Origin of the sequence: Bifidobacterium angulatum DSM 20098 = JCM 7096, from assembly GCF_001025155.1 — a bacterium.
Classification (GTDB): Bacteria; Actinomycetota; Actinomycetes; order Actinomycetales; family Bifidobacteriaceae; genus Bifidobacterium; species Bifidobacterium angulatum.
Window position 1 is genome coordinate 1,613,817 of the sequence record NZ_AP012322.1, and the last position, 20,079, is coordinate 1,633,895.

Annotated in this window: 20 protein-coding genes, 3 tRNA genes and 1 pseudogene; 9 read left to right on the plus strand and 15 right to left on the minus strand. The window is 59.7% G+C overall.

Annotated features, from left to right (window positions below):
* Positions 1 to 63 precede the first annotated feature (63 nt).
* The 6 genes from BBAG_RS06410 to BBAG_RS06435 all read right to left on the minus strand — a co-directional run bounded on the left by BBAG_RS06410 (position 64) and on the right by BBAG_RS06435 (position 6,218).
* Positions 64 to 1,281 (minus strand): App1 family protein, encoded by a 1,218-nt coding sequence (locus BBAG_RS06410; protein WP_003827151.1) that lies wholly within the window; start codon positions 1,279 to 1,281, stop codon positions 64 to 66.
* Positions 1,278 to 1,682: a glycine cleavage system protein GcvH gene (gene gcvH, locus BBAG_RS06415; protein WP_003827154.1), complete on the minus strand. Its 405-nt coding sequence runs from the start codon at positions 1,680 to 1,682 to the stop codon at positions 1,278 to 1,280. The genes BBAG_RS06410 and gcvH overlap by 4 nt, the downstream gene beginning before the upstream one ends.
* 56 nt (positions 1,683 to 1,738) lie before the next feature.
* A complete protein-coding gene (locus tag BBAG_RS06420; protein ID WP_003827156.1) occupies positions 1,739 to 3,376 on the minus strand; it encodes a L,D-transpeptidase in 1,638 nt (545 codons plus the stop codon).
* 134 nt (positions 3,377 to 3,510) lie between these two features.
* On the minus strand, positions 3,511 to 4,626 hold the full coding sequence (nudC, locus tag BBAG_RS06425) for an NAD(+) diphosphatase (RefSeq protein WP_003827157.1): 1,116 nt from the start codon (positions 4,624 to 4,626) through the stop codon (positions 3,511 to 3,513).
* 1 nt (position 4,627) lies between these two features.
* Positions 4,628 to 5,473: an alpha/beta fold hydrolase gene (locus tag BBAG_RS06430; RefSeq protein ID WP_003827158.1), complete on the minus strand. Its 846-nt coding sequence runs from the start codon at positions 5,471 to 5,473 to the stop codon at positions 4,628 to 4,630.
* A gap of 118 nt (positions 5,474 to 5,591) precedes the next feature.
* The gene (locus tag BBAG_RS06435) at positions 5,592 to 6,218 is read right to left on the minus strand and encodes an NUDIX hydrolase family protein (protein ID WP_152595336.1); all 627 of its coding nucleotides are present in this window, start codon (positions 6,216 to 6,218) and stop codon (positions 5,592 to 5,594) included.
* 131 nt (positions 6,219 to 6,349) lie between these two features.
* On the opposite strand from BBAG_RS06435, the gene trxA reads away from it, so the two are divergent.
* Positions 6,350 to 6,688 (plus strand): thioredoxin, encoded by a 339-nt coding sequence (trxA, locus tag BBAG_RS06440; RefSeq protein ID WP_003827163.1) that lies wholly within the window; start codon positions 6,350 to 6,352, stop codon positions 6,686 to 6,688.
* A gap of 149 nt (positions 6,689 to 6,837) precedes the next feature.
* Positions 6,838 to 7,842 carry an aggregation-promoting factor C-terminal-like domain-containing protein gene (locus tag BBAG_RS06445; protein ID WP_003827165.1) on the plus strand — a complete coding sequence of 335 codons (1,005 nt, stop codon included), beginning with the start codon at positions 6,838 to 6,840 and terminating at the stop codon, positions 7,840 to 7,842.
* Positions 7,843 to 8,019: 177 nt separating this feature from the next.
* Here BBAG_RS06445 and fucO read toward each other — a convergent pair whose 3' ends face one another.
* Entirely contained in the window at positions 8,020 to 9,171 is a 1,152-nt protein-coding gene (gene fucO, locus BBAG_RS06450; protein WP_045920441.1) for a lactaldehyde reductase, read from the minus strand.
* Between the two features lie 252 nt (positions 9,172 to 9,423).
* Between fucO and mscL the strand changes: the two genes are divergently transcribed.
* Positions 9,424 to 9,906 carry a large conductance mechanosensitive channel protein MscL gene (gene mscL / locus BBAG_RS06455; protein ID WP_231855915.1) on the plus strand — a complete coding sequence of 161 codons (483 nt, stop codon included), beginning with the start codon at positions 9,424 to 9,426 and terminating at the stop codon, positions 9,904 to 9,906.
* Between the two features lie 30 nt (positions 9,907 to 9,936).
* Positions 9,937 to 10,497, plus strand: a complete 561-nt coding sequence (locus BBAG_RS06460; RefSeq protein ID WP_003827171.1) for a 3'-5' exonuclease — start codon at positions 9,937 to 9,939, stop codon at positions 10,495 to 10,497.
* A gap of 162 nt (positions 10,498 to 10,659) precedes the next feature.
* Here the strand turns inward: BBAG_RS06460 and BBAG_RS06465 are convergent.
* A tRNA-Glu gene (locus tag BBAG_RS06465) sits at positions 10,660 to 10,731 on the minus strand.
* Between the two features lie 159 nt (positions 10,732 to 10,890).
* A pseudogene (trmB, locus tag BBAG_RS06470) lies at positions 10,891 to 11,664 on the minus strand (tRNA (guanosine(46)-N7)-methyltransferase TrmB); the annotation flags it as partial.
* A gap of 265 nt (positions 11,665 to 11,929) precedes the next feature.
* Here trmB and BBAG_RS06475 point away from each other — a divergent pair.
* Positions 11,930 to 12,003, plus strand: a tRNA-Asp gene (locus tag BBAG_RS06475).
* Positions 12,004 to 12,047: 44 nt separating this feature from the next.
* Positions 12,048 to 12,123 (plus strand) — tRNA-Phe (locus BBAG_RS06480).
* Between the two features lie 324 nt (positions 12,124 to 12,447).
* On the opposite strand, the gene BBAG_RS06485 is transcribed toward BBAG_RS06480, so the two are convergent.
* The 3 genes from BBAG_RS06485 to BBAG_RS06495 all read right to left on the minus strand — a co-directional run bounded on the left by BBAG_RS06485 (position 12,448) and on the right by BBAG_RS06495 (position 14,596).
* Positions 12,448 to 12,969, minus strand: a complete 522-nt coding sequence (locus tag BBAG_RS06485) for a low molecular weight protein-tyrosine-phosphatase (RefSeq protein ID WP_003827175.1) — start codon at positions 12,967 to 12,969, stop codon at positions 12,448 to 12,450.
* Between the two features lie 89 nt (positions 12,970 to 13,058).
* Positions 13,059 to 13,721: a dihydrofolate reductase gene (locus BBAG_RS06490; RefSeq protein ID WP_003827177.1), complete on the minus strand. Its 663-nt coding sequence runs from the start codon at positions 13,719 to 13,721 to the stop codon at positions 13,059 to 13,061.
* Positions 13,722 to 13,795: 74 nt separating this feature from the next.
* Positions 13,796 to 14,596 carry a thymidylate synthase gene (locus tag BBAG_RS06495; protein ID WP_003827178.1) on the minus strand — a complete coding sequence of 267 codons (801 nt, stop codon included), beginning with the start codon at positions 14,594 to 14,596 and terminating at the stop codon, positions 13,796 to 13,798.
* Positions 14,597 to 14,823: 227 nt separating this feature from the next.
* On the opposite strand from BBAG_RS06495, the gene BBAG_RS06500 reads away from it, so the two are divergent.
* Positions 14,824 to 15,237 carry an OsmC family protein gene (locus BBAG_RS06500; protein WP_033508809.1) on the plus strand — a complete coding sequence of 138 codons (414 nt, stop codon included), beginning with the start codon at positions 14,824 to 14,826 and terminating at the stop codon, positions 15,235 to 15,237.
* Between the two features lie 80 nt (positions 15,238 to 15,317).
* Here BBAG_RS06500 and BBAG_RS06505 read toward each other — a convergent pair whose 3' ends face one another.
* The 3 genes from BBAG_RS06505 to BBAG_RS06515 form a co-directional block, all read right to left on the minus strand.
* The gene (locus BBAG_RS06505; protein WP_033508811.1) at positions 15,318 to 16,352 is read right to left on the minus strand and encodes a universal stress protein; all 1,035 of its coding nucleotides are present in this window, start codon (positions 16,350 to 16,352) and stop codon (positions 15,318 to 15,320) included.
* A gap of 214 nt (positions 16,353 to 16,566) precedes the next feature.
* Positions 16,567 to 17,313 carry a C40 family peptidase gene (locus BBAG_RS06510; protein WP_033508813.1) on the minus strand — a complete coding sequence of 249 codons (747 nt, stop codon included), beginning with the start codon at positions 17,311 to 17,313 and terminating at the stop codon, positions 16,567 to 16,569.
* 168 nt (positions 17,314 to 17,481) lie between these two features.
* Positions 17,482 to 18,399, minus strand: a complete 918-nt coding sequence (locus BBAG_RS06515; protein WP_003827194.1) for a CHAP domain-containing protein — start codon at positions 18,397 to 18,399, stop codon at positions 17,482 to 17,484.
* 193 nt (positions 18,400 to 18,592) lie between these two features.
* Between BBAG_RS06515 and serC the strand changes: the two genes are divergently transcribed.
* Both serC and BBAG_RS06525 read left to right on the plus strand, forming a co-directional pair.
* Positions 18,593 to 19,735: a phosphoserine transaminase gene (gene serC / locus BBAG_RS06520; protein WP_003827196.1), complete on the plus strand. Its 1,143-nt coding sequence runs from the start codon at positions 18,593 to 18,595 to the stop codon at positions 19,733 to 19,735.
* A gap of 10 nt (positions 19,736 to 19,745) precedes the next feature.
* Positions 19,746 to 20,000, plus strand: a complete 255-nt coding sequence (locus BBAG_RS06525; protein ID WP_003827198.1) for a hypothetical protein — start codon at positions 19,746 to 19,748, stop codon at positions 19,998 to 20,000.
* Positions 20,001 to 20,079 lie beyond the last annotated feature (79 nt).

Consider the following 20,079-nt stretch of genomic DNA (forward strand, 5'->3'; position numbering starts at 1 on the left):
GCCAAGCCGACGCGGGGTATGCCGGCACCCCGGCACACCCCGTATACCCAACCTTGCGGCAGGCTACAAATCCAGCTGCGTGGCCAGATACGGCAGCATGGTTTTCATAAGATTCACCCCGGTGGTGCCGACGAACACCGGCACATCGGTAACTGGCATGGGCTGTGTCGCCGTCAATCCGGTGCTCATGCCGAATGGCGAATTCTCCCGCGGGGTAAGCTGTCTGATCGCAATGGCAAGCACACGCCCCGGGTATCTTCTGGCGATGGTGGCGTATGTGGTCGGGTCGCGTTGCCCGTCATCGCCGACCAGGATGAATTTCATATCCGGAAAATCGGACATGAGCTGTTCGGCGAACTCGAGTTTGTGCTGGGGTCCGGAGGGGACGAAGCTTTTGGGCCTGGGATCGAGATCGCGCAACAGCAGCGGGCCTTCGGGGAATCCATGGTTGGCGATGAAATGGCGAATCGAACCTTCCACGTTCCAGGGGGAAGTGGACAGGTAGAAGAACGGTGCGTCCGGGAACAGATCCGCGATTTTGTTGAACAACACGCTCATGCCGGGCACGGAACTGCGTTTGAAGGGGTCGAGGAACAGCAGATTCCATGCCGCCTTCCACGGTACCGGGGCCTGTGTGATCATCACGGTATCGTCCACATCGCTGATCACACCGACTTTCGCCGATGAGGGAATCGTATACAGATGGGATGTGACCGGTTTGCGGCCGTTCACACGGTAGGAGACCTTGTGGATGCCGGGCTCGAGATGATGGTCTGCCAGCAGATCCAGGTACCCGGAACGGTCCGAAATCGCGTATTCGCTGTCGATGTCGGGGCTGTTGCCAGGCCTGTCGTAGGTTTCTCTGTCACCTACCTGCACTGTTTCCAACGGGGTTTCGTCTATGCGGATCCTCACCTGAACATGCGATGCCGGAATCGTCAGCATACCGCGGATGCCACGGGTGGCACGCCCGTATTCGCTGCGCTCCGGCGCATACACGGTGCGGCAGATCAATCTGGAGTATTCCTCGGTGCCATACCCTACGTAGGGGTTGACTCGGGGGAACCAGTCAAGCTTCTTCGCTACTGCGGTAGCGGCATGTGCCCAAAGGCCGAATGCGCCGGTAATGCCGCGACGTGCGGCTCTTACCAATGGCGGCTTCAGCTCGATGCGTTCACGGGAGGAAGCGGCGTCGAAGGTCGTAACGGCATGCCGTGCCGGAATCGGCACCGTGGGCATGTCATCGATCTGCGAATCCGTCGTTCCATCTGGCATGCTCATCGAACGGCCTTCAGGTATTCCGCGGCGCTCAGCAGGTCGGGTTCATCGTCGTCAAGCTCGACCTTCAGCAGCCAGCCTTCGCCATACGGGTCGCCGTTGACGACGCTGGGGTCGTCGCTCACCGCCTGGTTCACGTAGCGGATGGTGCCTGATACCGGGGCGATCAGCGGCTCTACCGCCTTGGACGATTCAAGCTCGAAGACTTCGTCGCCGGCCTCGATCTGCGTTCCCGGCTCAGGCAGATCGACATACACCAGTTCGCCGAGTTGTTCCGCCGCGTATTCGGTGATGCCGATCACGGCAAGATCGCCGGAGGTGTCGACCCACACATGATCCTGCGTGTATTCCAGATGATCGGGAACATCGAGGTTCAACGGCTGCATATCCTGTGCTTCGCTCATGACTCACACCCTAACAGAAGAAATCGAATTCATTGCGAGGTATCGCGCTTGCGCCGTCAGCGAACCGCGCCGGATGGCTGCGAGCCGACCACCTGTACGATGGTGCCCTGCGGGCAATGGTCGTAGATCCACTTGGAATCGGCCTCATACATGTTCACGCAGCCGTGCGAGCCGTAGTTCACCGGGTCGCCGTGGGCGATGCCATAGTTGTTCCAGCTGGCGGTGTGGAATCCTTCGCCGCCGTTGAAGTAGCTGACCCACTTCACGCCCGGAGAGAAATACGTAGTATGGTCATCATTAAGTCCCCTCATATCCTGCACGTCGTACCGCAGGTAGATGGTGAACGTGCCGGAATCGGTTTCGTGCTTGTTCGAACCGGTGCACACGGGGAAGGTCTTCACGGCCTGACTGTTCTGGTACACGGTGGCGGTCTGGCTGGATTTGTCCACCACGATGCGCCATTCGCTCTTCTTCTGCTTGATGTCGAACTTCTTGACATCCGATTCCACCTGCAATGTGGCGCCATTGCCGGCATTCAACGCGGAAACCACCTGGGCTGCGGTATTGTCGGTGTTCTTGACGGTCAGGCCGTTCACGCCCTTGACCGCGGCTTCAAGAATGACCTTGTTGTTGTCGTCGACGATGTCTTCCTGCGGGACGAGTTCCTGATTGAGCTGCTGCGGAAGCACGGCGGCAAGATATGTTTTGATGGCGACGGCGTCGTAGTCGAGCGTGATCTGGCCCTTCGACGGGTCGCCGTTGGCCTTGATCCACTTCGCCACTTCGTCGACGGGCAGCTCGAACTGCTTGGCGTCGCCGTTGGTCAGCACGATCTTGTTGGTCAGACGCTGATTCGCTTCATCGGCGGTTTTCTGCGCCTCTTCCGTGGTGATCGGCATGTCGATCTGCTTGTTGGTGATCTCCACCGTGGCGGAATTGCCAGGATTCTTGATGGCCTGTTCCACAGCCGCGTCGACCGGTTGGATATCCGGCGTATCGCCATCCCTGCCTTCGGTGACGACGAACGCCTGCGCATTGGCGTCGTAGGAGATGGAAGACGCCACGGCGCGCTCGTCGTCGCTGATCAGCTTGTCCGACAGGAATCGGCTCATCTCATAGGTGTTCACCTTCGCGGCAAGTTTGACGCTTTCATGCGAGAACGGGTTGACGCGGGCGATATCCTGCAGGAGGTTCTCGGATTTCTTCGCCGCCAGCAGATCGTCCACCGTCTTCTTGACGTCCACGCTTACGCCGAGATCCTTCAACGTCGCGGATATCTGCCTGTCGTTGTCGCCCTTGACCACGATGGAGGAATCCTTCACGGCCTTATTCACCGTAGCGGTAAGGTCTCCGCGGGTCTGACCCGTCACCTTGACGGAGCCGAAGCTCACACCCGGAGCGACGCGATCGGCGTAATGCCAGCGCATGGTGAAGAACACGGCGATAAGCGCCACCAGAATGACCGCAATCGAAACCAGTACGATGATCGGCCCCTTATGGGATTTCTTGGCTTCGAGCGGCATGTTCCCTCCATCACCGCCGTCAGCGGTGAATCCTGCGAAGCCATCGCCACCTGCAGGAGGGAATGCCCCAAGCCCTTCAAGACCGCGAGCACCGTTTGCATCCACCGGATTAATGACCGTGGTATCAGCCAGATCCTGCAAATGCAGTTGCTCCGTGTTCTTTGACATCATCGTAATCCTTGCGTTCGGTTCTTGTTCTCTCTCTAACGTAACTTCAAAGACTATACGACGACGCCACCCCATTGAACCGCAAAAAACAATTGGAATATCAGGGCTTCGACTGGCGATAGGGGATATGCGGGGCCTTATCCGAGCTCATGGCCCAGCCATTGCTCGATCATGTACCGCGCAATGGTCGCTTTGCCCGGAGCACTGATGCGTCCGCTGATAATCGCCGCCGTGTATTCGTCCCTGGTCACCCATTGGGCGTCCACCGTTTCCGAACCGTCCACCTGGATGTCGGTGCCGAGGGCATGGGCCTTGAACGCCATCATCAGCGACGCCGGGTACGGCCACGGCTGCGAGCCGAGGTATTTGACTTCGCCCAGCGTAATGCCCGTCTCCTCATGCGCTTCACGCCGTACCGCATGCTCCAGGTTCTCGCCTGCCTCCACGAATCCGGCCGACACCGAATACAGCGTGGGATTGTTCCATGCGGCATTGTGCTGAATCAGCATACGGTCGGAGGAATCCACCACCACGGTGATCACCGCCGGCTCCACGCGTGGGAACAGCAGCCTGTTGCCGTCGGCACTGCTGGAGCACCGTTGCGCCCATCCTCCCATTGCCGGCGTGACCGGCGCACCGCATGCCGGGCAGTGACGCTGCCGGTTATGCCACACGCTCAGTGCCACCGCGCTGGTGGCCTGACCGGCTTCGCGTGCGTTGGCGTGAGGGGCGAATCCACGCAGATCGACCCAATCGAATCGGGCAGTCGCCTGTTGCAGAATATCCGCTTTCCCAGTGTTCCCGGCGTTATCGGCACCATTCGCCGCACACTGACCATAACCGGCCAATTGCCCGTCCACGGTTCCGGCATCGCCGGCATTGCAATCCTCATCGGATTCGCCATCGATACGCGTGATGTCGACCGCAACCACATGCTGGCCGTCGGCCAACCCCGTATAGCCGCCGAGGAACATGCCCACGGCTCCGGGGTGCCGTTCCAAAGCGTCCAACACATAGGCGCCGGGCAGCGTGGCCAGGCGCATCGCCGCATTCTCATAGTCGGCTTTGGCGCCCTGCCCACGCGGCACCGCCACTCTGCCGTCACAGGTCAGCATCACCGTGGCGGAAGGTTCGAGCAGCACCTTGCGCAGCAGATCCGGTTCGCCGCGTCGTTCCGTTTCATAATCGATGTCGCCCTGTGCCAGCGGCAGGAAGGGAAGCACCTGCGTGAGTGCCAAAGGATTCAATGCCATATCAGTCCACCCGTCTCATCAGATCGACCAACGCCGCAGCCACCGTGTCCGGGTGTTCGACGGCGCTGAAATGGCCGCAATCCGCAATGGAGGTGAATACCGCATTGCTACCGATGCGTTCCGCAAGGGGTTTCATCACGCTCGGATTGCTGGTCGGGTCGAGTTCGCCGGACACCACTGCGACCGGCACGTCCATGCGTTCCGGCACGCCTGCCAGTTCCGGGCGCCCGTAGGTCATGCGCTGACGCCAGGCGAGGCCCGCCGGGGTCTGGTCATGGATCCATGAGGTCATCTGATCGATGAATGCCTGCGAGCGCTTCACGGTGGAATCGCCTGGACCGGCCTGCGCGAAGTGCATGACGGGTTGCACGCCATTCGTGGATTCGCAGGCGTTGGAGGTTTCCAGGCGCGCTTCGCCACCTACGCCGTCGCTGGATGCCATGGTGTCGCATAGCGCCACGCCTGCCACCGCTTCGGGGTGGAGCCGGTACAGATCGGTGACTAGGTATCCGCCCATGGATAGTCCCACCCAAACGGCTTTGTCGTACCCGGCTTCGTGCAGCATGGCCACATATGATTCGGCCATGCGGTCCAGTGCGTCGGGGTAGGAGCCGTTGGGGGCGCGGCGCCCGGATTGTTCGTCGCTGGGCGTGGAGGACAGGCCTGATCCCGGCATGTCCGGCGCCCAGATGGCGAAATCGGCAAGTCCGGCTTCGTCGGCGAGCGCTGCGATGCGTACGGCGCAGCGTTCCCACATGCGTCCGTCCACCGGGTAGGCGTTTGTCAGAATCAGCGGTGTGCTGGCGCCGTCTCCCTGGCGTATCACACGATTGTGGATTGCAAACATTGATTTCCTCTCTTCGTTTCAGAGTGCTCCATGCGTCTGTTCGACCTCGTCGATCATGGCAGTCGTGACAGTCGTTCAGCGTAGTCGTCCCGCCTGCCGTCGCGCAGCCCGGTATGGTTCAGATGCCAGCCCATTGCAGTGCAGCCTGGACGATGCGCCCGTGCCCGTTGCACATCTGCTGCAGGAAGATACTGAGCTTGTCGTCATGCGGGTCGACCCATTCTACGTCCAGCGTCTCGTCCTGCGGATGGCAGTCGCCTGCGATCGGAACCACATAGCATAGCGCTATGGCGTGCTGCCGCGGGTCGAAGTATTCGCTTACTCCCGGCGTGGGGAAGAATTCGGCCACGGTGAAGGGTTGCGGGCTGACCGGCAGCACGGGCAGGGCCAGGTCGCCGAGATCCTTGGAGATGTTCCTGGCGATGGCTTCCCGCAGGGTTTCGTGGAAGAGCACTCTTCCGGAGATCAGCGCACGTTCCACCGACCCGTCGTCGGTGGCGTGGAGCAACGATCCGATCTGCACGATACGCCCGAATTCGTCGGTGCGTACCGGCACCACGCAGATGTAGGCGATGGGCATCTCGCCGCGCACGCGGTTGATCTCTTCGGAACCGAGCCATCCCGGCGGGTTGCCGTGGCCGCTTCCGCGGATGAAATCCTCGGGGGTGACATGATCGAATTCTCCACGTGCCCGTCCGGCGTCGAAATCGCCCTCTTCCGGCACTTCATCATTCATCACTGGCATACGTCTCATTATGGCGCGTTTTGCCGTCATGCGCGTGTTCGCCCGTCGCTCAATGATTGATTGCATCTACTATTGTGGAAACATTGAAGTCGGACGATTCGCATGTCAGTCCGCACGCAAAAGGAGTATCTATGTCCACCACTCAGCTTTCTTCCGCCGATTTCGAGCAGACCATCACCGGCAACGATCTGGTTTTCGTTGATTTCTGGGCAACGTGGTGCGGACCGTGCCGCGCATTCGGGCCGATTTATGAGGCTGCCAGCAATAAGCCCGAGAACAGCGACGTCGTGTTCGGCAAGATCGACATCGACGCCAATCAGGATCTTGCGCAGGCCGCCGGCATCCAGGCGGTTCCCACGCTGATGGTGGTGAAGAAGGGGCAGATCATCTTCAAGCAGGCCGGGGCTCTCCAGTCCGCCGATCTGGACGATCTGATCGCTCAGGCCAAGGCGGTTCAGGTCGAGGGCTGAGTACGGCGCACCCACTGTACGGCTCCGGTTCGTCGCTCGGATGGCCGGGGCCTGTTTTTTCGTCGAGGACATTGCACCCATGTACCTTGCCCTAGCTACTATGGAAGAGGTTGTGTGCCACGGAGGCACATTCATGGTTAAGGAGTAAGATGGCGAAACATCGCAAAAGCACCCCCACTCTTGCATCCCTGAGCAAGCGTCAGTGGATGCGTTTCGTCTCGGTGGCGGGAGCAGTGGGTCTGCTTGCAGGCGCCGGTGTCGTCTCTCAGAATTTCTATCAGGATTCTTCGTCGTCCCATGCGTCGCTGACTTCGTTCTCCGCCACGGACGCATCCAAAGAAGTCTCCCGTAGCGGCCAGCGTGGCGCCGTGGATGGCACGTCGTATGTCACCGTCAAGATCAACGGCAAATCACGTACCGTTCTGGGCACCAAATTCACCGATGTCAAATCCGTGCTGGATGCGGGCGATATCGTGCTTGAACCGGAAGACACCATCTCCCCCTCGCTGACCACCAAGGTCACCGAATCCACGGTGATTACCATCGAACGCGCCGGCGCGACTTTGGAAACCACCGATTCGGATATCACGTTCAATGTGGTCAAGAAGGAAACGGACGCCTTGCCGAAGGGCACCGAAAAGGTGCAGCAGGAAGGCAAGAACGGTGTGATGGAGGCCACGAACCTCGTCACCCGCGCCGGCGGCAAGATCGTTTCCTCTACTACGTTCGCCTCTTATGTCAAGACGGCTCCTACCGACAAGATCATTCTGGTCGGTACCGGTTCCACCGCCTCCTCGTCGTCGAGCTCGTCCTCGTCGAGCGCAGCGTCCAGCCTGGGCACCACGGTTCCCGCGTCCGAAATGCAGTCGTGGGCTCATGACTATCTGATTTCGAACGGATACACCGAGGCTGATTTCACCGCTGCCGTGTACATCATCAACCATGAGTCCGGTTGGCGTGTGGACGCCACGAACGCATCTTCCGGCGCCTATGGCCTGCCGCAGGCGCTTCCGGGCAGCAAGATGGCTTCCGCAGGTGCGGATTGGGCGACCAACTACCAGACCCAGTTCAAGTGGTTCGTCAACTACTGCAACCAGCGGTACGGTTCGCTGCAGGGCGCCTACAGCTACTGGCAGGTGCATCACTGCTACTGATTCCTCATCCATGAACGAAGAGGGGCACGGCTCATTGCGAGCCGTGCCCCTCTTCGTTTGCTGCCGTTTATCGCCAAACGCAACATGCCCACCGGTCGCACGAATCGCACAACGACCGATGGGCACGCACACAATGGCGCGGCGACTGCAATAGGTATCGCAGGCGCCGCACGAAAATCACATCAGGCTGGTGTAGATCTTGAGGATGTCTTCCTGCGTGGCCTGGCGCGGGTTGCCCGGCGTGCACACGTCGTGGAAGGCGTCATGGGCCAGCGGCTCAAGATCGGCTTCGGTGGCACCGACCTCGGAGATCGTGGTCGGGTTGCCCAGATCGACGGTGAGCTTGTGCACGGCCTGCACGGCTTCCTCGCGCACCTTCTCGATATCGCCGGTGTAGGCGTCTTCCACGCCGAAGGCATCGGCGATGTCACGATACTTCTCGCCGGTGTAGTCCTTGTTGTATTCCATGACCGGAGCCAGCAGAATACCGTTGGCGACGCCATGTGCCACACCGAGGCGTCCGCCCAACGGGTGTGCCATGCCATGTACCAGGCCAAGGCCGACGTTGGAGTAGGCCATGCCGGTAATGTACGAGGCGTAGGCCATCTGTTCACCGGCCGGTACATCGCCATCCGCGCTCTTGGCGAGATTCTTGGCGATCATACGGATGGTCTGCATCGACAGGCAGTCGGACAGGCTCCAGGCACCCGGAGTGATATAGCCTTCGATGGCGTGGGTCAGCGCGTCCAGGCCGGTGGCGACTTTCAGGCCACGCGGCATGGAATCGGTCAGATCCGGGTCCACGAAGGCGACGATCGGGATATCATGCGGATCGACGGCGACGAACTTGCGCTTGTTGGCGGTGTCGGTGATCACATAGTTGATGGTGGTCTCGGATGCGGTGCCTGCAGTGGTCGGCACGCCGAAGATCGGCACGGACGGGTTCTTGGTATCCGCCACGCCTTCCAGGCTCAGCACGTCGGAGAACTCCGGGTTGGCGGTGACGATGCCGATGCCCTTGCAGGTATCCTGCGGGGAGCCGCCACCCAAACCAATCAGGAAGTCCGCGCCGGAAGCGGCGAACTTGGCCACGCCGTCCTGGATGCATTCGACCGGCGGGTTCGGCTTGACATTGCTGAACACCTCATAGGGCATGCCGGCCTCGTCCAGTACGTCGGTGACCTTCTTGGCGGTACCGGTCTCCAACAGCACCGGATCGGTGACGATGAACGCCTTGGTAAAGCCATGGGACCTGGCCACACCGGGGATCTCCTTGATCGCTCCACGACCGAAATATGCAGTCTGGTTGAAAATCATGCGATAGACCATGCTCGTATTCTCCTTTGAAAGCCGGTTCGATACTCAACTTTGGTTGCGCGCTTCATCACGCGTTCCAACAATCACCTAGTATACGCGCACGTAATGTGAGCGGAAACATCAACGCACTGCACCGTTCGTGTTTTTCTGCCTGCCCGTCCCACCATTCGCCCGGTTGGGCATAATGGAACGGACGCATTCAACCGCATGGTGCAAGGAGTTTTTATGAGCGATAGCAGCAATACGCCCATCAATCCGCAGGATATGGCCGCCGATCTCGCCAAAAACGTGGACAAGGCCGCACGCAAGGTGGTCTCCCTGACCGACAAGGGCCCGATCAAGGGGTTTAAGAAGTTCATCTCCCGCGGTTCGATGATCGACATGGCAGTCGGCGTGGTCATGGGTTCCGCCGTCACCACCGTGGTCAACTCGATCGTGAATCATCTCATCAGCCCATTGATCGGTATGATCGGCGGCGTTCCGGACATGTCCGGCGTGCTGACGATCACCTTCAACGGCGCCACCATCTCCTTCGGCGCGATTCTCAACGCCATCATCAACTTCCTGCTTATCGGCGTGGCCGTGTATCTCTGCATTGTGCTGCCCATCAACAAGCTACGTGATATGGGAGCGAACGAGGAAGCGGAGAACACGGAGCCCACCACCGAAGAGCAGACGCTCGCGGTGCTGCAGGAGATCCGCGACGAGCTCAAGCGCACCCAGCCGGCCGGTGCGGACAAGCAGTGAGATCACGCACAACACCATATCGGAGCATTCATGGCTATTCAACGCGACTTCAAAGGCAATAGTCTGCTTATTGCAACGGACGATTATGTGGTTGTCGATCTGGAGACCACCGGCATCAGCCCGGCACGCGACCGCATCATTGAAATCGGCGCGGTGCGCGTCGAACACGGCACTGTCACCGCCGAATACAGCAAGCTGGTGAACCCCGGCAGGCCCGTAGGCGGCTTCATCACCGGTCTTACCGGCATCAGCGACGAGATGGTGGGCAACGCCTCCCCCATCGAGGCTGTATTGCCGGATTTTCTCGCCCATCTGCGCCCGAGCGATACGATTGTGGCGCATAACGCGAACTTCGATATCAACTTCCTGTACGACAACTGCATGCGCACGCTCGGCAAGCCGTTTTCATACGATTTCATCGATACGCTGCGGTTGAGCCGTGCACTGTTCCCACAGGAGCGTCAGCATCGACTGGTGGACCTGATCCAACGCTTCGGCATCGCCGACGAGGAGGAGCACCGCGGCTTGAGCGATGCCCTGCAGACCGTGGAATGCTACGAGCGCATGAAACCGCTGCTGGCGAATCTCTGAGGGCCACAGATATTCCAGAGGCGCGGGAGCCGGCAAAATGCCGGGTCCCGCGCCTGTTACATAGCCATATACGTTGCGGCTATACGGCGCATACATGCCGATACCGGAAATACGAGTCGCTACGGATATAAGAAAAGCCGCTGTTTCCAGCGGCTTCATCGGTACCCCCTGAGAGAGTCGAACTCTCGTTGTCAGATTGAAAGTCTGGTGTCCTAACCGTTAGACGAAGGGGGCTAACAACTCGATTAATAATACACGAGTTGTCTCCACACGCAAATCAAGACCACGTCTCGGCGTGTCGCACTATGCGTCGAAGGCTGTAGAACCTTGCAAACACAAGCCTTGTCACCCCAACGGCACCGAACCTGAATGCGCACGCCAAGCGGCCGGCAATCAGGCCTTGCGGTAGGTGAAATCGTGAATCACACGCCCGGCGGCAAGCCCCTTCTTCTCGAAGTTCGTCAGCACGCGCCCGGCGAAGCGCTCGGATTCGGCGAAATCGGCATGTGGCATATCGGCCGCCATATCGGCATTGCCCTTGCCCACATGCTCCACCGGCAGGCTCACGGTAACCCCTCCGGCATTCTCCCAGCCGTCAAGACCATCCATCACCTCGTGCACATGCAACGCATAGTCCTCGATATCGGTGGCGATGCGCCACACTCCCCCATCAGCCAGCGCACGGCGCACCTGTCCGGCAAGCTCCGGCTGCACGATGCGGCGCTTATGGTGTTTCTTCTTAGGCCACGGATCCGGGAAGAACGTCCACACCTCGGCAGCCACGCCGTCCGCCATGACCTTGAACAGCTCCGGGGCGTTCACCTGCGCCACACGCAGATTCCCAAGACCGTTCTTCCCCGCGAGCAGCAGCGTGTGGGCCACACCGGGGTCGTACACCTCCAAAGCCAGGAAGTTCACATCCGGATTCGCCTGCGCCGCCGCCACGACGTTCTCACCCTGACCGGAGCCGATCTCCACGATCAGCGGATTGGCGTTCCCCCATATGCTGCGCACATAATCACCGTCAAGCACGAAGCCTTCACGCACGTCGAGCGACCCCTCGCCGGCATTGACGTCAAGCAGATAATCGGCGGCATAGTTGTCCCACGCCCGCTGAAGGCGCGCATCCAGCCGCCCGGACCTACGCACGAACGAGAGCACCTTATGAAGGGGATGCCCATGCTGCGCCTGTTCGGCACCGGAGTCAGCCGGCATGTCGAGAATTTCCTGGTTTTTTTCGTTATTTTCTTGCATAGCTCCCTATTATCCATGCGCTCTGCCCAGATTGGGTCCTCACTGCATTTTTACGCCATAATCGTTGAAAAATAGCCGTTTTGAGCACATTGCGCCAAACGCGACACGCCGAGAGTTGCACTATCTCCAGAAGTCAGTAATATTACATCTTGTTGCTTCGCAAGAACGAAAACAACACGGCCCCGTAGCTCAGTTGGTTAGAGCGCCGCCCTGTCACGGCGGAGGTCACCGGTTCAAGTCCGGCCGGGGTCGCTAGAATTGTCAGAACCCGGTTCGCCGGGTTTTTTCAACTCTATGGCTCTGTAGCTCAGTTGGTAGAGCGAACGACTGAAAATCGTTAGGTCAGCGGATCGATGCCGCTCGGAGCCACCACATGAACCCTCACCTGAAACGGTGAGGGTTTTTTATTATCCAGCGTCTTTGCATACCACCGCTTCCACATCGCCACATACCGTAGCCGTCAACCATGCCCACCTTGTTTCGGATAATCGACCATTCCCTCCCGCACGGCCGCAAACAGCCATCAATCGGCCACGTAACAAACCAGGCTTGTGGAATGCACGATAACACCGAAAACGCACTAGAGGCCGGCATATGCGCATCGTAGGGCATCAGGCTTGGCTGAGCCACGGCCTTGACCGCTACAACGCATATGCCGGCCTCTATTGGGGCATACAGCGCAATCGATAGGCACCGTCAGCCTTGCAGCTGCTGTTCCACCCAGTCGACGATATATGGTGCGACATGCTCAATCTGATCGATGGCGACCTCGAATTCATGCTGGCCGCCATACCAGGGGTCGACCAGATCGATCTGGCTTTCATGCCCGGCCTTCGGCGTAGGCAGATCCGGGTCGAAGCTGCGGTACATATGCACCTCGCCGCGCTTCGACGGCGGCAGCTGGCGCAGCAGCGCATGCATATGGGATGCGGTCATCGGCAGGAACAGGTCGGTACGCTCGATCTCGTCACGGCTGATGCGATGCGCGAAATGGTCGCGCGGAATCTCATCGCCATACCCGCGCTGGCGCAGCACATGCACGGCACGCGGATCGATCGGATGACTCCATTCCTCGTCGGAGACGCCGCTGGATTCCACATTCACGCGATCGCCAAGCCCGCGCTCGTTGAAGAAGTGCCGCAGAATGATCTCTCCCATCGGAGAACGGCAGATGTTGCCGGTGCAGACGGTCATTACCGTATAGGTGTCGTTGGTCATATCGTTCCTTTTCAGGTGGATTCGTTATCTCTTACCGGTAAAAAAGAGGTGCCGCAGAGCAACCTGCAGCACCCCAACATCCAATGACTTCAGCGCACACGCTCGAATGTGCGGAACCGGTATCCTTCAATGCCGCTATCCGCGTTCTTCGGTGTGAGTCGAGCCGAACGGTCCGTCACGCTCCACTCCCCGCGTTCGGCGAGCGCATCGATATCCGGCGCGTAGGTGTCGGCGTCGACTTCGGCATCGATGTCGGTCACATACACCTTATTGGCTATAGGCATCGCCTCACGGAACAGCTCCGCACCACCGATCACCCAGATTTCCGAACGGTCGAGACCGTCATCCGGAATGGCCTCCTGACGTGCCAGATCAAGCGCGTCCTCAAGACTGCCGACGACCGTGGCGCCAACCGCACGGTATTGCGTATCATGCGTGATGACGATGTTGTCCCGGTTCGGCAGCGGACGGTATTTCGGCGACAGGGATTCCCAGGTGCGACGCCCCATGATCACCGGATGCGACACCGTAAGCTCCTGAAAATGCTTCAGGTCTTCGGAAAGATGCCATGGCATACCGCCCTTGTAGCCGATGGCTCCCTGCTGCCCCGATTTGCTGCGGGCTTGCGCCCAAATCAAATTCACCGAGAATGTCTTGGGGAAATCATCGCCCCAATCCTCGGATTCCTCCAGCCCGGCACTTCCGGGCTCGGGTTCGTGATAGCCGCTGCGGCTATTACTGTCATGCTCCATTTCACTCACTCCTTGGGTTCTCGGAACTGGCTCACCAGTCTATTAGACGGCGGAGACGCACCTGTGCAACCATGTCACACGGCGACGGGTGCCTTGATGGTGGGGTGATGCTGGTAGCCGAGAATGTGGAAATCCTCGTACTTGTAGTCGAATAGCGAGGGCTCCTTATCGATCTGGATCTGCGGGTATGGGTACGGTTCACGACCCAGCTGCTCGATGAACTGCTCGACATGATTGTCATAGATATGGCAGTCGCCGCCCGTCCATACGAATTCGCCCGGCTCCAATCCAGCCTGCTGGGCCATCATCAGCGTGAGCAGCGAGTAGGAGGCGATATTGAACGGCACGCCGAGGAACATGTCGCAGGAACGCTGGTACAGCTGGCAGCTGAGCTTGCCATCCGCCACATAGAACTGGAACAGCGCGTGGCATGGCGGCAGCGCCATGTTCTCGACTTCGGCCGGGTTCCATGCGGAGACCACCATTCGACGTGAATCGGGGTGATTCTTGATAAGGTCAAGCACGTTTGAGATCTGATCGATGGTACGGTTCGGATCCTGTGGCGTGGGCGCCGGCCAGGAGCGCCACTGCACACCGTACACCGGTCCCAGATCGCCGTTCTCGTCGGCCCATTCGTCCCAAATATGCACGTTGTGTTCCAGTAGCCAGTTGATATTGCTTGACCCCTTGAGGAACCACAGCAGTTCGTAGGCAAGCCCTTTGAAGAACACGGTCTTGGTGGTCAGCAGCGGGAAATATTCGCCCAGGTCGAATCTCATCTGCTGGCCGAACAGCGATATGGTGCCGGTTCCGGTGCGGTCGGACTTCAACGTGCCTTCGGCGAAGATCTTACGCACCAGGTCCTCATACGGCATGGGGATGCTTGTTTGGGGACGGGCGGGGATACGGGAACGGATATCTGCGAGTTGTTCGGGAGTTAAAGCCATGGGTTCCAGTGTAATCAAATGAGCGCCGAATCCCTACGTCACTGGCGGGATTGCGTCGGGAATGGAACCATGGCGTCATGGCAGCGATGCGTGGGGCATAATGGATGAGATATCGTCACATGGCCATACATGGCCGTTCGGTTAAGGAGAAGCATATGGCAAAGCGACTGTGGGTCGAGCGCAACAAGGATGGTTCCTGGGACGCTTTCAGCGAGGATGGCGCGCACATCAAGTTCGGTAAGGGCCGTGGCCAGTTCACCCCCGGCGATCTGATGAAGATCGCCCTGGCAGGCTGCGCCGCATTGTCCAGCCAGTTCGCCGTCGAGCACACCCTGGGCGAGGGCAAGGGCGCAAAGATCGTGGTGGACGGCACCTATGACGCCGACAACGATGCATACACCGCCTTCGAGGAGCAGCTGGAGGTCGACGCCACCGGAGCCGGTCTGAGTGACGAGGATGCCGACAAGCTCGCCGAACGCATCTCCCGTCACGTGGACAAGGCCTGCACCGTCAAGCACACCTACGTGCAGGAGACTCCAGTGCGTATGAACGTCACCGTCAAGCACTGAGTGGCATCAGTTCAGATACCGGTAGGGCCGGTCATCCGCTCAAGGATGGCCGGCCCTACCGTTTTCAGCATTATGGCGTATCAGCGCTTGGGATCGATGGTCTTCTCGATTTCGGTGACGACCTCGCTCGATGCGGTGGACACCGGGGCCTCTTCGACACCGGAGATGTCGTCCAGCGGCTTCGGCTTGACATCGGCCGGAGAACCCGGAACCGTGTCCAAACGGCTTTCCGCGGCCTCGACATACTTGCGCGGCACCACATACACCGGGCTCACCGCATGCTGCAGCAGACCCTGGCTGATCGAGCCGAGCAGCAGGCCGGTGAAACCGCCACGGCCACGAGAGCCGACAACCACCACATCATGGCTGTAGCTGGCCTCGGTCAGCGTATGCACCGCCGATCCCGGCACGATGCGGCAGTTCACGGACAGATCAGGGTGTTTCTCCTGCAACGGAGCCACACGCGTCTTCAGATCGTCCATGTAGGAGTCGTAGACGCTGTCGTCGGAGCTGACGCCCTTGACCTCCGGCACCGCGGAAATCACTTCGAGTTCGGCGTTCCAGGATGCCGCGAAATCGGCGGCGATCTGCAGGGCCTTGACACCCCACTTGGATTCGTCGGCGCCGACAGCCACCTTGGTGATGGTGTTGTTCAGATGCATGAGGTTGCCATCGTCGTCGGTGTAGGGCACCACGATGATCGGGCAGTACGCATATGCCGGAAGACTGGAGGATGTGGTGCCGAGCAGGCGTTCGGCAAGGCCGCCCTTGCCTCGGTTGCCGATAACGATGAGGTTGTAGTTGCGGGACAGCTCCACGAACACGGAGGCCGGGTCGCCGGTGACGATGAGGGTGGTGGCCTCAACGCCCTGCTCGTCGGCGATTGCCTTGGCCTTGGATAGAATCTCCTGCGCATCGGCATGCGCCGCGTTGTCATCGCCCATGGCGGTATATGTGGCGTCGAAGCTCACCGCCGCATAGCTGGGAAGCGAATAGGCGCAGACGATCTGCAGAGTGAGCCCCGCGTGCTTGGCATAGTTTGCTGCCCACCACGTGGCCTTGTAGCTGGCGTTCGATCCATCCACACCAACAAGAACAGCCTTGTCGTTGATCATGGCGACCTCCTTGAGATTGCTGACGACCCCACGATGGGCCGTCACTACTTCTAAGAATAGCTCGATTTTCCCAATATCGTTGGAACTGCAAGGAAATACCACGTTTTACACCATCTTGACGGCATGTTTCAACTCGACAAACGCTGTTTCTTTGTAGAAAAAGAGGCACGCCCCATAAGGAACGTGCCTCACATAGGTCTACTTGCTTTGCGCCTTACAGCAGCCTGCGAATCGAATAGCTTCCGGTGAAGGCCCAAGCGACCGGGGTGATCTGCGTACCCTGGCTCGGATTCAGGGCGTTGACCACCATGCCGTTGCCGACGTAGATGCCGGCGTGCGCGCTGTTGGCGATGATATCGCCCGGCTGAGCGGAGGCGAGCGACGGAACAGCGGTACCGTAGCCGGCCTGTGCGCCGGAGCTATGCGGCAGGGAGATGCCGAACTGGGCGAATACGTACATCACGAAGCCGGAGCAATCCCAGCCGCTCGTAGTGGACCCACCCCACACATAGGGCACCTGGCCTACGAACTGCTCGGCGTAGGAGACCAAGGCGGCAGCGGTCTTGCTGTCCGGGGGGTTCACGGTAAGAGAAGCGGAGCTGGAGGATTCCAGTGAGGAACGGGTCGCGGAACGCGATGCGGCTGCAGCCTGCTGGGCCGCGGCTTCCTGCTGGGCGCGGGCAGCCGCCTCCTGGCGTTCCTGCTCGGCGTCCTTCTCGGCCTGGGACTTGGTCTTCGGCACATTGAGGGATTCGATACCACCCCAATTGCCCTTGACATCGGTGGATACGGATTCCTTGAGCACATCCTTACGGGCCACGGAGGTCTTGGGGAAGGAACGCTCTGAAGCAACCACACCCGACTGATCGGCTGCAGTGGCCGCGGGAGCCGCTGCGACGAATGTGGCGCAGACAGCTACGGCGGCGACGAACATTGACACTGTTTGTTGTACTGTCTTCATCGCTTACCTACAATACCAGCGAGGGTTTCCTGTGGAAACGGACAACACCATGCCGGTTCGCCGTAAATGGCGCGACACGCCGCACCGGCAATCCGCCTGAGGAATGAGTCCGCCAACACCAGATGGGTACGGCTCCCCGCATTATGGTGGACTGCGGGAACGCCCGTATCAGTAATGGATGTATTCGAAATCGGAAACGTTATGATACGTCTTCGAATAGGTCTTGCCCTGCATAACGGAACCGCATTCGGACGTGGTCACGGAACCGTCGGCGTTGATCTTCTCTACGATCGCGACATGGCCGTAAGTGCTATCCGACCCTTCCTGGCCTGCGCGGAACACCATGATGTCTCCCACGTGGCGAGGCGTGTTATCCACCCAATACCCCAATGAACGGGCGCTCGAAGCCCACTGGCAACCGTTGCCCATATACGAGCCGGCCGGCAGACCAAGCTGATGGCGACGAACATACACCCACCATGTGCACTGGCTGTATTCGTAGGCATTGCCGGTATCGCCGGTATCGTGGTTCGGGTTGAACCCGGCCGGCAACGCATCGCCATCCTGATCCATCAATGTGGCGACGTTCTCGTTGTTCGCCAGGGAACGTGACATCTGCTTCACGTCAAGATCGGCGTTGACATCGCCCAAAGACCACGTGCCCTCATTGGTGGACTGCTGGGTCTCATCGGAGACAATGGCGTCACGTACATCGGAGCGCGAGGCGGCGGCCTTCACGTTCTGGATCTGAGTAGTGGTGAATGCGCTTTCGCTTGCCATAGGAAAGGACCGTTCCGGCCCAGTCAGGCTGACGGCAGTGGCCGCAGTGCCCACCAGCGCGGCAAGCGATGCGGAGCCTAGAAGAATATTACGACGTTCGGCCGCACGTGCGGCCTCACGCATGGAACGCCTGGTCTGCGGGGCAATCTCGTTAAGCTTTGCGGCGACTGCCGGCTCAAGCCCCAACACCGCTCCGTTGCCTTCGATTCTGCATGCGGCATGGCTCAGCCGACTCGGGCGAGCGCCACGCACCATGGCGAACGGGGTGTGTGAAGTCCTGGCCGCTTGTGGCGCAGCATGCTTCATAAACAATCACTCCTTAGTGGTTTTGGAACACATCTATATTCAATGGACGTCTTCGCTACCCATCAACTGTACAGACCGCCATGCCCATCGGGCAACACACCATACGATTTCGGCAACACCGAGACCGTGCATACATCGCAATACGTGGGCATCATGCCCCGCCCATCCGCACTGGTGGCTAGGGTTGGTACTTATGGCCAATACAGTGAAGATTCCAACCGACATGCTGCCCGAGGACGGACGTTTCGGATCCGGCCCGAGCAAAATACGCCCCGAGCAGATCGCCGCACTCGATGATGGCGCGACCACTCTGCTGGGCACCTCCCATCGCCAGACGCCGGTGCGTCAGCTGGTGGGATCCATCAAGGAAGGACTGTCGTCCTTCTTCAATCTGCCCGACGGATACGAGATCGCACTCGGCAACGGCGGCGCCAGCTGTTTCTGGGAGATCGCCTGCGCATCCCTCATCACCCGCCAGGCCGCCTTCGGCACCTATGGTTCATTCAGCGCCAAATTCGCCAAGTCCGCCGCCGCAGCACCATTCCTTGAGGATCCGGTGATCTATGAAGGCGAACCCGGCACCTACCGTCTGCCGGAACTCACCGAATATGTTGACGCCTACTGCTGGGCTCATAACGAAACATCCACCGGCGTTGCGGCTCCGGTGCATCGCATCGAAGGTAGCAAGGAACAAGGTGCGCTCACGCTTATCGACGCCACTTCCGCCGCAGGCGCACTGCCGGTAGACATCAGCCAGACCGACGCCTACTACTTCTCCCCGCAGAAAGCTTTCGGCTCGGACGGCGGACTGTGGGTCGCCGTCCTCTCCCCCGCCGCCATCGAACGCGCGGCCCGCGTGGAAGCCAACGTGAACCTGCCCGGAGCAAGCCGTTGGGTTCCCCCATTCCTCTCGCTGACCAGCGCAGTGGAGAACTCACGGAAGGACCAAACGCTCAACACGCCTTCAGTGGCAACACTCATCATGATGGAGAATCAGGTGCGCTGGCTCAACAACAACGGCGGCATGGCATGGGCCACCGCACGCTGCAGCAAATCCGCTTCCACCCTGTATGCATGGGCCGAAGCCAGCGAATATGCCAAGCCCTTCGTCTCCGACGAGGCGGCGCGCTCGCGTGCCGTGGTCACTGTGGATCTGGACGAATCGATCAATGCCCAGCAGATGATCTCCATACTGCGCGACAACGGCATCGTAGACACCGCCGGATATCGCAAGCTCGGCCGCAACCAGCTGCGCATCGGCGTGTTCCCCTCGGTTGAGCCTTCCGATGTGTTGGCGCTCACCCGCTGCATCGATTATGTGGCGGAACGGATGTAAGCTACAGCCTATGAAGTTCGCTCCGATTATCGACCCGGCCCAACGCAAACCGGCTCCTAAGCCGGTACGCGTGGATCTGCGCATCGTATTCTCGCTGGGCACCGGATTGTGGGCCATCGCATTGATCGGCTGCATCGTGCTGGACACGATGGGATTCGCCATGACGCAAGCCTGCATCGTGTGCATCTCCGGCGTGATCATCGGCTTGCTGCTACTTGTATGGGAGCATTTCGACCGATGGGACTACCGGCGTTTGGGGCAATAAAACCCGGGTCGACGAAACCTGGATATGGGTGTGCCCCATGGTGCAGAGCCATGGGGGCACACCCATATTCGTTTAAGGC